This is a genomic window from Nostoc punctiforme PCC 73102, assembly GCF_000020025.1.
Classification (GTDB): domain Bacteria; phylum Cyanobacteriota; class Cyanobacteriia; order Cyanobacteriales; family Nostocaceae; genus Nostoc; species Nostoc punctiforme.
Genome location: NC_010628.1, coordinates 3,129,496 through 3,143,342, shown reverse-complemented (window position 1 = coordinate 3,143,342; position 13,847 = coordinate 3,129,496). Strand labels below are relative to the sequence as shown.

The 13,847-nt window shown below is 41.7% G+C and carries 12 protein-coding genes; 7 read left to right on the top strand and 5 right to left on the bottom strand.

All coding sequences use genetic code 11. From position 1 onward, the window contains the following. Together NPUN_RS12640 and NPUN_RS12635 are read right to left on the bottom strand one after the other, a co-directional pair. Nucleotides 1-1,005 (bottom strand): 2-hydroxyacid dehydrogenase, encoded by a 1,005-nt coding sequence (locus NPUN_RS12640; protein ID WP_012409068.1) that lies wholly within the window; start codon nucleotides 1,003-1,005, stop codon nucleotides 1-3. Between the two features lie 313 nt (nucleotides 1,006-1,318). Further along, entirely contained in the window at nucleotides 1,319-2,341 is a 1,023-nt protein-coding gene (locus NPUN_RS12635) for a serine hydrolase (RefSeq protein WP_012409067.1), read from the bottom strand. A gap of 98 nt (nucleotides 2,342-2,439) precedes the next feature. On the opposite strand from NPUN_RS12635, the gene NPUN_RS41780 reads away from it, so the two are divergent. The 6 genes from NPUN_RS41780 (at nucleotide 2,440) to NPUN_RS12605 (ending at nucleotide 8,624) form a co-directional block, all read left to right on the top strand. Next, nucleotides 2,440-2,655 (top strand): hypothetical protein, encoded by a 216-nt coding sequence (locus NPUN_RS41780; RefSeq protein ID WP_041565356.1) that lies wholly within the window; start codon nucleotides 2,440-2,442, stop codon nucleotides 2,653-2,655. A 255-nt stretch (nucleotides 2,656-2,910) separates the two neighbouring features. Next, nucleotides 2,911-4,440, top strand: coding sequence for a YifB family Mg chelatase-like AAA ATPase (locus NPUN_RS12625; protein WP_012409066.1), 1,530 nt, complete (start codon nucleotides 2,911-2,913; stop codon nucleotides 4,438-4,440). 122 nt (nucleotides 4,441-4,562) lie between these two features. Continuing rightward, nucleotides 4,563-5,579 (top strand): YihY/virulence factor BrkB family protein, encoded by a 1,017-nt coding sequence (locus NPUN_RS12620; RefSeq protein ID WP_012409065.1) that lies wholly within the window; start codon nucleotides 4,563-4,565, stop codon nucleotides 5,577-5,579. A 157-nt stretch (nucleotides 5,580-5,736) separates the two neighbouring features. Next, the gene (locus NPUN_RS12615) at nucleotides 5,737-6,288 is read left to right on the top strand and encodes a DUF421 domain-containing protein (RefSeq protein WP_012409064.1); all 552 of its coding nucleotides are present in this window, start codon (nucleotides 5,737-5,739) and stop codon (nucleotides 6,286-6,288) included. Between the two features lie 40 nt (nucleotides 6,289-6,328). After that, the gene (gene purB, locus NPUN_RS12610; RefSeq protein WP_012409063.1) at nucleotides 6,329-7,624 is read left to right on the top strand and encodes an adenylosuccinate lyase; all 1,296 of its coding nucleotides are present in this window, start codon (nucleotides 6,329-6,331) and stop codon (nucleotides 7,622-7,624) included. 460 nt (nucleotides 7,625-8,084) lie between these two features. Then, entirely contained in the window at nucleotides 8,085-8,624 is a 540-nt protein-coding gene (locus NPUN_RS12605) for a DUF4126 domain-containing protein (RefSeq protein ID WP_012409062.1), read from the top strand. Between the two features lie 201 nt (nucleotides 8,625-8,825). Here the strand turns inward: NPUN_RS12605 and hemH are convergent, their stop codons facing one another. Further along, entirely contained in the window at nucleotides 8,826-9,992 is a 1,167-nt protein-coding gene (hemH, locus tag NPUN_RS12600) for a ferrochelatase (protein WP_012409061.1), read from the bottom strand. Between the two features lie 94 nt (nucleotides 9,993-10,086). Here hemH and NPUN_RS12595 point away from each other — a divergent pair, with 94 nt between their 5' ends. Continuing rightward, entirely contained in the window at nucleotides 10,087-10,710 is a 624-nt protein-coding gene (locus NPUN_RS12595) for a class I SAM-dependent methyltransferase (protein WP_012409060.1), read from the top strand. Nucleotides 10,711-10,927: 217 nt separating this feature from the next. On the opposite strand, the gene NPUN_RS12590 is transcribed toward NPUN_RS12595, so the two are convergent. Together NPUN_RS12590 and NPUN_RS12585 are read right to left on the bottom strand one after the other, a co-directional pair. Continuing rightward, nucleotides 10,928-11,785, bottom strand: a complete 858-nt coding sequence (locus NPUN_RS12590) for a circadian clock KaiB family protein (protein WP_012409059.1) — start codon at nucleotides 11,783-11,785, stop codon at nucleotides 10,928-10,930. A gap of 206 nt (nucleotides 11,786-11,991) precedes the next feature. Then, the gene (locus NPUN_RS12585) at nucleotides 11,992-13,266 is read right to left on the bottom strand and encodes a type IV pilus twitching motility protein PilT (RefSeq protein WP_012409058.1); all 1,275 of its coding nucleotides are present in this window, start codon (nucleotides 13,264-13,266) and stop codon (nucleotides 11,992-11,994) included. Between the last annotated feature and the right edge of the window lie 581 nt (nucleotides 13,267-13,847).

Sequence of the window (13,847 nt, the reverse complement as noted above, 5' to 3'; positions counted from 1 at the left end):
CTAAGCAGACGGTTGAGCGCGAATTTCATTGGCGCAAGGACGACCATTTTCAACATCAGCAATATTAGCAAAAGTTGTTTCTGCAATATTGTGGAGAGCTTCTGCTGTAAAAAAGGCTTGATGTCCGGTAATTAGTACATTGGGAAACGTTGTCAGACGTTGAAAAATATCATCTTGAATAATTTCGCCAGATAAATCCTCAAAAAACAATTCCGATTCTTGTTCGTAGACATCCACACCGAGATAGCCAATCTTACCAGACTTCAATCCCTCAATCACTGCTTGGGTATCAATCAGCGCTCCCCGGCTAGTATTAATTAGCATTACGCCTGGCTTAATCTGTTCTATAGCCTCAGCGTTAATCAAGTGATGCGTTTCAGGAGTCAGAGGGCAATGTAGGGAAATAATATCAGAGTTGGCAAATAGCTCAGGTAGTTCTACATACTTTCCACCTAACGCCTCCAATTCTGGATTGCGATAAACATCATAGGCGAGTAGGTTACAGCCAAACCCCTTCATAATCTGTCCTAAAATCAAACCGATTTTGCCAGTGCCGACAATCCCCACTGTGCGCTCATGTAAATTAAATCCCAACAGTCCATCTAGGGAAAAATTGCCTTCTCGGACACGGTTATAAGCCCGATGAATTTTGCGATTCAGACTTAAAATCAATCCTACGGCATGTTCTGCTACTCCATAAGGTGAGTAAGCGGGAACACGCACAACAGTAATTCCCAAATCTGCTGCGGCTTGTAAGTCTACATTGTTAAACCCAGCACACCGAAGGACAACCAGCCGAGTACCCCGTGAGGCAAGAAGTTTTAAAGTTGGGGCATCAACCTGATCGTGTACAAATACACAAACCGCCGGAAATCCGGCGGCGAGGATAGCAGTATCCCGATTTAAACGAGGTTCAAAAAACACTAATTCGTGTTGTGTGGGAGAATTTACAGTTGACAAAAACTGTCGATCGTAGACTTTTGTACTGAAGACTGCTACTTTCATGCAAAACCTCAAGCTCTATGCTGCATGGTATTCGACTACATAATACCTTGGCAGTTAGAAAAGCGATGTCTAAGACGGGCTATTCGCTATCGTATTTTTGAATATTGCCAGCTTTCAGAATTGATGTTTGTGCAAACGGTTTAATAACTATAGAATTTACACCCTAAAAACGTGAAGCCTGTTTCTTACACTCCCCTCTAGCCTTATTGAAATAAAAAATACTTAGTTAAAAATTCCCCTTTTAATGGGGTTGGGGGATCTCCTCCGTGTAAGTCTGAAACTAAAGAAAAAATTTAGAATTCAGAATAGATAATTAAGGTAGATTACTGACTTTTGGCTGTTCGAAGTAGCCATACATCACCCGCGAAACTTGACGAATAAAATCCCTAGCTCTAATGTCATTATTTGGTCTACGCACGAAAATTCCTGCTAAATAACGTTTACCTGTTGGCGTTTCAATAATACCTGCATCACCCAGTACAAATCGCAGAGTACCTGTTTTATGAGCAATATTTGCACCAGAACCTAAGCCAGATGGAAGCAATGCTCTATTATGACAACGAATCATAATACCTAAAACTTGGGATTGGCTTCTATCAGAAATTAACTGATTCTTTGTAACCAAAGCTGACAGTCTTACCAAATCTTTGGCACTAGTTTTATTAGTTCCTTTAAAGTCTCCTAACATATTGTGAATCACAGTGCTTTGCAATCCCCAACGGCGGAACTTTTGATTTAATTTAGATACACCACCTAAACGATCAATAATCATATTTGTAGCAGTGTTATCGCTAATAGTCATCATCTTGGTTGCAGTTTGCAAGAGACTCAGCTTAGTTCCCACTCGTTGATACTGCAAATCTCCAGAACCGCCAGTGACATGTTTCCGTCGCATGACCAAAGCTTCACCAAGTTTGATTTTCCCTGCATCTATTTCTTGAAACAATGCAATCAAAATCGGATACTTAATTGTGCTAGCAGCAGAAAATGCTTTATCACCATTAAAACTAAAATAATCACCTGTTTTTAAGTCCATAAAAAAGATTCCGGGAGTGAGGAATCTATAGCGAGCCATTAACGCTTTAATAGGAGTTTTTAGTTCTGATATCTCGCGTCCTAGAGGAACTACACCAGTAAATTTAGAACCATTTATTGGGTTGGCAGGATCGCCCAGAGGAACCGGAGAAATAAATTTAAGTTTTGGTAATTGTAAATCAGATTGATTTGCACTCCAGTCATTTACGTTGCCAACTTGGTTGGTGTTGGGATTCGCTTTTACTGGAGACGAAAATAAAAAAATACTTGTAAGGCTGAGTAATAAACAGCGTAGTTTCATGTAGTGCTGTAAGGATAGTGTTGGATTTATTTACAGAGATTTTCTCAAGAAGTTAATGAAATCCGGATTGATTGACATAGTAATGACTAAGGTATCCCATGTCAATAGATATGAAAAACAGATTTATTGGAGAATTGAAAATAATATGTATGGTAAAAAAGCACAAGGTAGAATATGGAGAACATGCTTTTATCACATCAATCGATTATATTTTTATACAAATAGTAATAGATTCTTATTACAGCTTTAATTCTGCTAGCAATGATTTATACATACATAGCGATCTGGATAAAAAAGCAATTGCTTCTATCTAATTCATAATTATTAATTCATGAGATAAAATTTGGATAATTAGTTATAATATTTACACTTAGTAACTAGGGTATTAAAGGTTATTTATAAAGTGTAAAAATAAGATTACCGTAGTAGCGTGTCAAGGCTAAAATAGTGCAGTCGAAAAAGAAATGGTATAACTATACTGGATCGGTAAAATAGTCTATGTAGTTTCACTAATGCCAATTAACCCACGCATCTGCTAGAGATTTGAAAGGTTTACTGTTATATAAGAAATGCTTGCCAGAGTCTGGAGTGCATCAATTGTGGGCATCGATGCCGTCAAAGTAGGGGTAGAAGTCGATGTCTCAGGGGGATTACCGGGAATTGTTGTCTTGGGACTGCCAGATTCAGCGATTCAAGAATCGAGAGAAAGAGTTAAAGCAACGCTGAAAAATGCAGGTTTCGCCTTTCCTATGCGGAAAATTGTGATCAATTTAACTCCGGCAGATTTACGCAAAGAAGGCCCCTGTTTCGATTTGCCCATTAGCGTGGGAATTTTGGCGGCTTCTGAGCAAGTTAGCGCTGATTTGTTGGGGGATTATTTATTCTTAGGTGAAATGTCTCTAGATGGCAGCTTGCGTCCAGTGGCTGGTGTTTTACCGATCGCAGCAGCAGCCCAAAAAATGGGAATTGCAGGTTTAGTTATCCCTGCTGATAATGCCCAAGAAGCCGCAGTGGTTCAAGGCTTGGTTGTTTACGGCTGCAAACATCTGTCTGATGTGGTGAATCTTTTAAATAATCCAGGGCGTTACAAACCTGTGCAAATGGATAGTACAGTAGACACAGCAACAGTATCTTACCCTGGCGCAGATTTGCATGATGTGAAAGGACAAGCTCATGCGCGTCGAGCTTTAGAAATTGCTGCTGCTGGTGGACACAATTTAATCTTTGTCGGGCCGCCTGGTAGTGGGAAAACCATGTTAGCACGGCGCTTACCAGGGATTTTACCGCCCCTGAGTTTTGCCGAATCTTTGGAAGTGACTCGCATCCATTCGGTGGCTGGTTTATTGAAAAATCGCGGTTCGTTGGTACGCGATCGCCCTTTTCGCAGTCCCCACCACTCAGCATCCGGACCTTCTCTGGTTGGTGGCGGTAGCTTTCCTCGTCCTGGCGAAATCTCATTATCTCACAGAGGTGTGCTGTTCTTGGACGAATTAACTGAGTTTAAACGTGATGTGCTGGAATTTCTCCGTCAGCCTTTAGAAGATGGCTACGTTACAATTTCCCGTACCAGACTATCGGTAATGTTTCCCGCACAGTTTACTTTGGTGGCGAGTACCAATCCCTGTCCTTGCGGTTACTATGGCGATACTATCCAACAATGTACCTGTTCTCCGCGCCAACGCGAGCAATATTGGGCAAAGCTTTCTGGGCCGTTAATGGATCGGATTGATTTGCAAGTTGCAGTGAATCGCTTGAAACCAGAAGAAATTACCCAACAACCTACCGGAGAAACATCAACATCAGTGCTACAACGAGTGCAACAAGCAAGCGATCGCGCCATTACCCGCTTCCAAGAAGAAGCAAATCTGCGTTGTAATGCTCAGATGCAAAGTCGTCATCTCCAGAAATGGTGCAAGCTAGATGACGCTAGTCGCAATTTATTAGAAGTAGCCATTAGAAAATTAGGTTTATCGGCAAGAGCTAGCGATCGCATTCTCAAAGTAGCACGAACTATTGCAGATTTAGCGGGAGACGATGAGCTAAAAACTAATCATGTGGCGGAAGCAATTCAATATCGCACAATCGACAGAATGCAATAAAACTATTAAATTCCTCCTCAAGAACGCTTTACAAACTCCCTTGGGAGGATGTCGCCACCCAGAGAATAAGTATCAAATATATCAGGAAGTAAGCGATATCCTCTTAGAAGGAGACTGGTTGGATGAATTTGCAGGCGATTTGGAAGTTATTCCAAGAGACATTCAAAGAATGGAGTGAGGATAAAGCCTCACGATTAGCGGCGGCGCTAGCTTATTACACGATTTTTTCGATTGCACCGTTATTAATTATTGTAATTGCGATCGCAGGGGCAGTATTTGGAGAAGAGGCGGCAAGGGGTCAAATTGTCGGACAAATTCAAGGTTTAGTTGGTCCAGATGGAGCAGAATTTATCCAAACAGCTATTCAGAATGCGAACAAACCACAGACAGGAGCGATCGCTTCTATTATTAGTGTTGTAGTTCTGCTATTGGGTGCTACTGGTTTATTTACCGAGTTGCAAGATTCACTCAACACGATTTGGGAAGTCAAACCGAAACCCGGACGCGGCGTAACTAACATCATTCGCCTACGCATTTTGTCCTTTGCAATGGTCATAGGTATTGGCTTTTTACTGTTAGTTTCTCTGGTAATTAGTACGGCGTTATCAGCATTAGTAACATATTTTAGCAACTTGCTACCCGGTGTAGATTTCCTTTGGCAAATTCTCAATTTCCTTCTATCTTTTGCCATCACTACGTTTCTGTTTGGACTCATTTTTAAAGTCCTACCAGATGTCAAAATTGGTTGGAGTGATGTTTTAATTGGAGCTATGCTCACCTCCTTTTTGTTCTCGATTGGGAGATTTTTATTAGGACAGTATTTAGGTAATGGTAGTTTTGGTTCAGCTTATGGTGCTGCTGGTTCACTAGTGGTGATTTTAGCTTGGGTTAACTATGCGGCACAGATTCTTTTCTTCGGCGCTGAATTTACGCAAGTTTATGCTAGAAGGTATGGAAGCGGCATAACCCCAACAAAACATGCCATTCCTTTATCTGATAACACTGAATATAATGGCAAGGCTAAAACAAGGCAATCGTCCACTAACAAAAAGTCATCTTCTAACTTAATTAATCGCTTATTCCAATCTTTTAAAAAACCCAAACGCTTAAAACAGAAAAGGAGAAATCCGCGATTTTAATCCCTCACTAGTGAGATTTTATGTTTGTAACTCTGAAAAATATTGAAGGTTTTAACCTCTAATAAAAATCATTTTTATGAAATCAGAGCGCAGATAAATAAAGTGATACTGGATTTTTTCCAGAAGTCTATATGAAAAAGGAAGAAAATCAGTGCTAATGGAAAAATGGTTTTTTATCGATTGGCAGGCAATCTTTGTTCCTAGCATCAGCGTCTTTGAGTTGATTATCCGTGGCTCACTAGTATACTTAGCGCTATTCTCAGTGTTACGTTTCCTTCCTAGCCGACAGCTAGGAACACTAGGAATTACTGATTTACTCGTAGTTGTGCTATTTGCTGAAGCTGCCCAAAATGCGATGGCAAGTAATTATACATCAATTACTGAAGGCGCTATCCTGGTAGGAACTGTGATTTTTTGGAGTTATTTATTGAACTGGTTAGGTTACAAAATACCTCAGTTCCAACGTTTTATAAATCAGCCACCGCTACTACTGGTAAAAAATGGTCGGATGATTCAGCGCCATTTGCAACGAGAGTTAATTACAGACGATGAGTTGATGAGCAAGTTACGTCAGCAAGGTGTAGAATTTTTAGCCGATGTAAAGTTTGCATATATGGAGGCTGACGGTAGGATTAGCATTATCACGTTTGACTCAAAAACTAATTCCGTCCCTGAGCCAAAAGCAGCATTAAAAATTGATCTACATTAATTAAACTGTAAAATATGACGGTTGTATTCTGTGCCGAACTGTGATTGAGCGTTATACTTTGCCCGAAATGGCTAATCTGTGGAGTGAAACCTATAAACTAAAAACTTGGCTGCAAGTCGAGATTGCTGTTTGTGAGGCTCAAGCTGAACTAGGTTACATTCCATCTCAGGCGGTTGAGGAAATTAAGGCCAAGGCAGATTTTGACCCCAAGCGGGTGTTAGAAATTGAGGCTGTAGTCCGCCACGATGTCATTGCTTTCTTGACAAATGTCAATGAATATGTTGGGGAAGCCGGACGCTACATTCACCTGGGTTTAACCAGTTCGGATGTTTTGGATACAGCTTTAGCACTGCAATTGGTTGCCAGCCTGGATCTATTATTGCAACGTTTGGAAGATTTGATTCAGGTAATTCGTGAAAAAGCACGGGAACACCGTCATACAGTGATGGCTGGTCGATCGCATGGGATTCACGCTGAACCGATTACTTTTGGTTTCAAGCTAGCTGGCTGGTTAGCAGAGGTGTTGCGACACCAAGAACGCTTGAGAATTCTCCGCCAAACCATTGCCGTGGGTAAGATTTCTGGTGCAGTGGGAACTTATGCCAATGTTGAACCCCGTGTAGAAGCGATCGCTTGCCAGAAACTCGGACTCCAACCCGATACGGCCTCAACACAAGTTATTTCCCGCGATCGCCACGCCGACTATGTGCAACAATTAGCTTTGGTAGCCGCATCCATCGAACGTTTTGCCGTAGAAATTCGCAATCTGCAAAAAACAGACGTTCTGGAAGTTGAAGAATTCTTCTCCAAAGGTCAAAAAGGCTCCTCGGCCATGCCACACAAACGTAATCCCATCCGTTCGGAACGGCTAACGGGAATGGCCCGACTGGTGAGAAGTCATGCTGGTGCAGCTTTGGAAAACGTCGCTCTCTGGCATGAGAGAGATATTTCCCACAGTTCTGTAGAACGGGTGATTTTGCCAGATGCTTGCACTTTGACACATTTTATGTTGTCAGAAATAACCGACTTGGTGAAAAACCTGTTGGTCTATCCTGAAAATATGGAACGAAATCTCAACTGCTACGGCGGCGTTGTGTTCAGCCAAAAAGTGCTACTTGCCTTGATAGACAAGGGAAGCAGCCGCGAAGAAGCTTATGCGATCGTTCAAGAAAGCGCTCACGCCGCTTGGAACAAGCCAGGAGGCAATTTCCAGAACTTAATTAACAAAGACCCTCGCGTTACCCAAAAGTTGTCTCCAGCAGAACTAGAAGTCTGTTTTGACCCCCAGCAGCATCTCCAGCATTTAGAAGAAGTTTACCAACGATTAGGAATTTAGGATTAATTGGCTTGTAGTAATCGCTTAAGCGCTTACTACAAACTTTTGACTCAAAAAATAAACAATAAGCGAAACCCTCGTTTTCAGATAGTGGGAATTTATGTAGATGCAAAGCGTCTACCCGCAGGGTATTGCCCCTACCGTATGTAGTTAAGTCCTATTATAAAAATGTGAATTCGACAAACCTATTCCTGCCTTAAACTTAAGTTCAAGTCTTTCCCTCTCTGCATCGGAGAGGAACAGGGTTTGCATAGTAAAACCAAGGAGAGGTCTTTTTATTATGCTGATTAGACGGATACTACATAATCCGTTGAACCCAAGTTAAAAAAGAGTACAAAAATATCAACAACATTTAGTATTGTATTGCTGAAGACTGTCTGTTTGATGCTGTAATTATTCTTAGCGCTGGGTAGTATACATAACAAATACTTACTTGTTTATTAGTGCTACGAGTGCTTTAATGATTGAAATCCTAGCCACACTTTCTGCCTCTGCCGCAGCAGGAATGAGAATAGGCATACCTTTGCTGATTATTGGACTATTGCAGGGTAGTAACTTATGGTCACAAGTTCCAATTTTATCTCACATTTCCCCACCAATATTGTTAGGATGCCTCACCTTTTGGTCTTTAGTTGAATTATTAGCCTCAAAAAAGCTATGGGGGCAAAGATTACTACAACTAGTTCAGTTATTCATGTCTCCCATCGTAGGGGCAATTATGGGATTAGCAGTAGCTAATGCCACAGCAACACCAAACTGGCTAATTGCCTGTATTGGAGGTTCCTTAGCTTTAGTACTCCAGCTAGTTCAAGTTGGTTGGTTCTATCGGTTACGTGGCTTACCCTTGTGGGTAGTCTTTCTTCAAGATACCTTGTGCATTGCTTTAGTACTTTTTGCCTTTGATGCTCCCTGGCAAGGAGGATTAATTGCTTTAATACTGCTCTGGTTTGCAGTTCGTAGTGCCAAGCAGTGGTATGACTGGTATCACACAAGGGGATAGGGAATGGGGAATGGGGAATGGGGAATGGAGAGTTAAAACTTGAACGTTCACCCTCAGAAGCTCAACTTCTAAGTTTTAACTCGCCCTCCTTCCAACCCAATTCCCAATGCCCACTTGCCCTGAGCGTAAAGCCTACGGCATAGCTTCGCTTAACGCGCAGCGTCTCCGTTAGGAGAAGCCGAAGGGATATCCCAATTCCCTTTATTGCAAAAGCCCAATCATGTGCAAGAAGCCGTGACCAGTAATTAGCTCAATTATTAAGGCAATAAAGCCCAACATAGCAATCCGACCATTCCAGACTTCAGCACTAGTTGTTAGACCCCATTCCCAACGTTCTTGGGGGTACATTTTCACCATTTTTTTCATTTGGGCAGCTTGCGAAAGCTTGAAGCTGGGGTTTTTCAGCGCATCAATTACTAACTCTGCAAGTGCGTTAATAAATACTGGATGAGTATTAGGAGCCGGAACGCGGCGGAAATTGTGAATTCCTGATTCCTCTGCTACTTCCCGATACTCAATATCAATTTCTTGCAGTGTCTCAATATGCTCTGAGACAAAACTGATAGGCACGACAACCAAATCTTTTACGCCTTGTGCGCCTAATTCTTTAAGCGCATCTTCAGTATAAGGTTGGAGCCATTCTACTGGGCCGACACGACTTTGGTAAGCTAAAGTATGGGCATTGGGACGATTGAGAGTCTGCATAATCAGAGCAGTACATTCCTCAATTTCTTGCTGGTAAGGGTCGCCAGCCTCTTCAACGTAGCTTTTCGGAACGCCGTGAGCGCTGAAGAATATATGAACCTCGTCTGGATTTGGAAACTGCTCAAGTTCTTGGGCTATCAGTTCCGCCATTGCTTGGAGATAGCCTGGTTGTTTGTACCAAGAAGGAATAACGGTGTATTCAATGGGCTGAAGTTTTGGCTCTTCTTGCCAAAGTTTGTCTAAAAGCCGAAAGCTGGAACCACTAGTACTGATAGAAAACTGGGGATATAGTGGTAATATTACCAGGTGTTCTATATTGTCTTGAGTGATCTGTGCGATCGCTTCTTCTGTATAAGGATGCCAATAACGCATTCCCACGTAGATATTGGCTTCTTGCCCTAAATAACCCAACTGTTTTTTTAAAGCTTCCCCTTGCGCTTCTGTAATCCGCCGTAGTGGGGAACCACCACCGATTTGCTTATAATTTTGTTGAGATGTTCTGGTTCGCCGCGAGGCAATAAACCAGGCTAGGGGTTTTTGCAACCAGCGAAACGGTAGGCGAATAATTTCTGGATCGGAAAATAGGTTATACAAAAACGGCCCGACATCTTCTAGCTTATCAGGGCCACCGAGATTGAGTAATAATACGCCTACACGACCCATAGCTGTTACTTTCCCCCAATCTTTTCAGATTTTTTACTAATGTTAACAATATATCTTTATTAAATAATAAAGCTTAATAGCAAGGAAATATGCAATGGCAACAATTTTAAGGGATTGGAGTTACCGCTATCAGTGGCTTTATGATAGTATCTCTCGTTTAGCAGCCTTAAGTGTAGGTGGTGAAGCCCGTTTTCGGCAACTTGCTTTGCAAGCCTTAACAATCCACTCAGATACTCAGGTTTTAGATTTATGTTGCGGCAGTGGTCAAACGACACAATTTTTAGTAAAAATTTCACAAAATGTAACAGGATTGGATGCTTCACCTAAGTCTTTGCAACGGGCGCGGCTAAATGTCCCGGAAGCGTCTTATGTCGAAGCTTTTGCCGAGGAGATGCCATTTACAGATAATCTGTTTGATGTAGTGCATATCAGCGTTGCCTTACATGAAATGCAGCCTCAGCAATTACGAAAAATTATTGATGAAGTTTATCGGGTGTTGAAGCCAGGAGGGATATTTACGCTGGTGGATTTTCACGCTCCAACAAATCCGATATTGTGGCCTGGGATATCACTGTTTTTGTTGTTGTTTGAGACGGAAACAGCTTGGCAATTGTTGAAAACTGATTTGGCTGGATTGTTAACAGAGACTGGGTTTGATGTGAGTAAGCCAATTTTATATGCAGGTGGTAGTTTGCAAGTGATACAGGCAAAGAAGTGAGATATAACTAAGGCGATCGCTGTAACTTTTTCTTAGAAAAAAATTTCGATCCCTAATAGGGATTTTAGTTGATTGCGATAATACTGCTGCAATTTAATTTGTCTGTATTGCTCGTTTCAATCCCTAATAGGGATTTTATTTGATTGCAATCAGAAAAATTCTCATACTTGGCAAAAAACTAGTCTGATTGCAAAGCTGTTCACGAGCCATGAGCTTACTACAGACTTTGTTTGATTTCTCGCAAAAACAATTGCCACCTCTCAAACCTCTGCATTTCACTTTTAACGCTCAATTTCGTTATGAAACTTAAAATTTTTCCCTTAGCAGCTAACATCTGTAAAATCTTTTCTACATGATCCAACTCTCCAACGATTCGCCGAATTGGGTGCGGCCAAACCTTGACGAGGGTAGGAGTTGCAGAAACTTGATTGAGTTCTGCTTGTTCTGGATGACTTAAAACATCAATTACTTTCAGAGTATAAGGATGTCCCAGCGATCGCTCCAACAATTCGTGTAAATTTTGCAGAATGCGTTCGGTTGTACTGCTATGTCCTGCAACAAACAAGCGGAGAACATAGCCTTGTGTGATTACTTCCTTTTTTTGGACTATTACTGGCTGGTGGTATTTTGGCACAGGTTCAGAAAGGTCTAGACGAACAATTAAATCGTGATCTTCCCAAAGCTGCCCAAATGAGGAACGATAAGATGTTAATACCATGCGATCGCACAACCCTTCTTGCCAAGGAGCTGCTTGCCATACTAACTCCCCTGTACCAAAAATGGCATTAAGCAAAGCTTGATGTCTAATTACAGCCGGATAAGCTTCAGCAAAAGTTCGCACTTGTTGAGTGCGCGGATCTAACCAGTGGTCAATAGTCGCAGTATAACAAGGCACTAAAAAGTGCGGTGGCTCTGGCAAATCTAGAATTTCTTGCAAAGCCGAACACAAATGCAAATGCCATCGACCTTGTTTGCTAGGGTCGATGCAGTAGATTAAATCTCCTCCAGGTGTAAATAGGGCAATGCCTTTAAACAACTGGGGTGTAGATAGTTTGTTTGTCGTCAAATTATTCACAGAGGTTAAGAAGCTAAAAGTAAAAATTCTCTCTTTTACCTTTTACCTTAGCTATAACCGCAACCAGGATCAGAAAAATATTTGGGATTGGGGGATAAGGGAGCAGGAGAGGCAGGGGAGCAGGGGGCAGGGGGAGAATATAAAATTACCTCTTTCCCCTCTGCTCCCTGCTCCCTGCCCCTTGTCCTCTTCCCAATGCCCAAATATTAAACTCTACCTCGGAGAAACTGTGCCATCTCATTAGGAGTTGGCGACATTTCCAAAGCAGTTTCTTCAGTGATGCGACCCTCTTGATAGAGATTGAGCAACGACTGATTCATCGTAATCATGCCGTCAAAGCCAGCTTGTTTCATTAACTCGCCAATTTCATCATACTTACCGTCTTTGATCCATTCTTTAATAGCCTCGGTATTGATCAGCACATCGTGAAAAGCAGCTCGCTTCCCGTCAGTTGTACGGCACAAACCTTGAGCAATTACCGCTACTAAAGACTCAGAAATTGCTACCCGCATTGCATCCTGTTCGTCACCAGAGTAGAGGTTGAGAATCCGTTCAATGGTTTTAACCGCACTATTGGTGTGTAGGGTTCCCATGACCAAGTGACCAGTCTGAGCAGCTTTTAGGGCAGTGTTAACTGTTTCCTTATCCCGCATTTCCCCCACCAGAATCAAATCTGGATCTTCCCGCAAAGCTGCTTTCAAAGCGTTGTCAAATTTCCGGGTATGCATTCCCACTTCCCGTTGTTTGACTAAAGATTTGCGGCTTTGATGGATAAATTCGATTGGGTCTTCAATGGTAATGATATGCTTGGCCATCTCCTTGTTGATGTAGTCAACCATCGCTGCCATTGTGGTAGACTTCCCAGAACCAGTGGGCCCAGTCACTAAAATTAAACCTTTGTGGTGATGACAAATATCCCGAAAAACTGGGGGTAATCTCAACTGTTCCATAGTTAAGATTTTCAGAGGAATCAACCGCAACACCATCGCAGGCCCTCTAAGAGTGCCAAAAACATTAATCCGCACGCGAGCAAAGTCATATTGAGTTGCTCCGTCAAATTCTAAGTGTTCTTCAAAGCGCTGAATTTCCGCCTCACTCATTACCTCCCGCAACCAATTCATAAAAGCTTCTTTATCTGCTTCCGGATAATCCCATGATTGAATTTCTCCTCGGCTGCGGAAGCGGGGTACTTCACCTACACCCAAGTGCAAGTCAGAATATCCCTGATCGTAAGCTTCCCTAATTAACTTCTCTAAAGTAGGTCCCGCACTGCTGGTTTTAGAGGGAACTGAACTAGGTATTGGCGGTGGGCTAACCGGACGATGACCTGCAACAGGCGTGTTGGCACTCCTATCCATTGACATATCCAATGTCTGTGTCATCTGCCTCTGCGTACTAAAGGTTGGCGGAGGTGGCGGCATTGGGGGCAAATTACGTTCGGTAACAGGGCTAGAATTTGATGGAGACTGTGATTCTGTCATATATCTTCACATTTGGCAGGTAAAAATTTGAATTAGTGAGAAGTCAAGTCACTTACTTCGATGACTTTTGGAAAATGCTTGCGTGCAAGCCCTAGTGGTGATGCGAGGCAATTGAAAATCTAGAACCACGGTCAATCCATTTCATCCACCTAAACTGGTATCTTTTTTTTCTAAGATTCCGCTACTCAGAAGATTTAGAAAAATTATTTAACCTATATATAATGGTTAACACACCTAATAGCTTAGAACGCCTCAGCAAAAATCCAGAGATCATATAGTGCTTTATAATACTTTTAACAAAATATGAATATTCTCAGCCATTAGATGAGAAATTTATCTTGGGCATGAATACAAATTGCCAGCAATTAACAGCATAAATACTAACTATTCATTTATTCAGCCCATCTATCAATTATGAGAAGCGCTATCAATTTTTATAAGAAATATTAAGCTTGATAGGAGCAATATCTGGGGATCAACGTTAAAAGCCCATACAATTTAGGTTATATACCTGAAGACAGATGCAGAAAGCAAGTTATTCTAATAGATATAAACTTGATTTTATATTCACAATTACAAAA

Coding starts and splice junctions, on each gene's coding strand:
- NPUN_RS12640 (WP_012409068.1), bottom strand. CDS start 1,005: ATGAAAGTAGCAGTCTTCAGTACAAAAGTCTACGATCGACAGTTTTTG.
- NPUN_RS12635 (WP_012409067.1), bottom strand. CDS start 2,341: ATGAAACTACGCTGTTTATTACTCAGCCTTACAAGTATTTTTTTATTT.
- NPUN_RS41780 (WP_041565356.1), top strand. CDS start 2,440: ATGTCAATAGATATGAAAAACAGATTTATTGGAGAATTGAAAATAATA.
- NPUN_RS12625 (WP_012409066.1), top strand. CDS start 2,911: ATGCTTGCCAGAGTCTGGAGTGCATCAATTGTGGGCATCGATGCCGTC.
- NPUN_RS12620 (WP_012409065.1), top strand. CDS start 4,563: ATGAATTTGCAGGCGATTTGGAAGTTATTCCAAGAGACATTCAAAGAA.
- NPUN_RS12615 (WP_012409064.1), top strand. CDS start 5,737: ATGGAAAAATGGTTTTTTATCGATTGGCAGGCAATCTTTGTTCCTAGC.
- NPUN_RS12605 (WP_012409062.1), top strand. CDS start 8,085: ATGATTGAAATCCTAGCCACACTTTCTGCCTCTGCCGCAGCAGGAATG.
- hemH (WP_012409061.1), bottom strand. CDS start 9,992: ATGGGTCGTGTAGGCGTATTATTACTCAATCTCGGTGGCCCTGATAAG.
- NPUN_RS12595 (WP_012409060.1), top strand. CDS start 10,087: ATGGCAACAATTTTAAGGGATTGGAGTTACCGCTATCAGTGGCTTTAT.
- NPUN_RS12585 (WP_012409058.1), bottom strand. CDS start 13,266: ATGACAGAATCACAGTCTCCATCAAATTCTAGCCCTGTTACCGAACGT.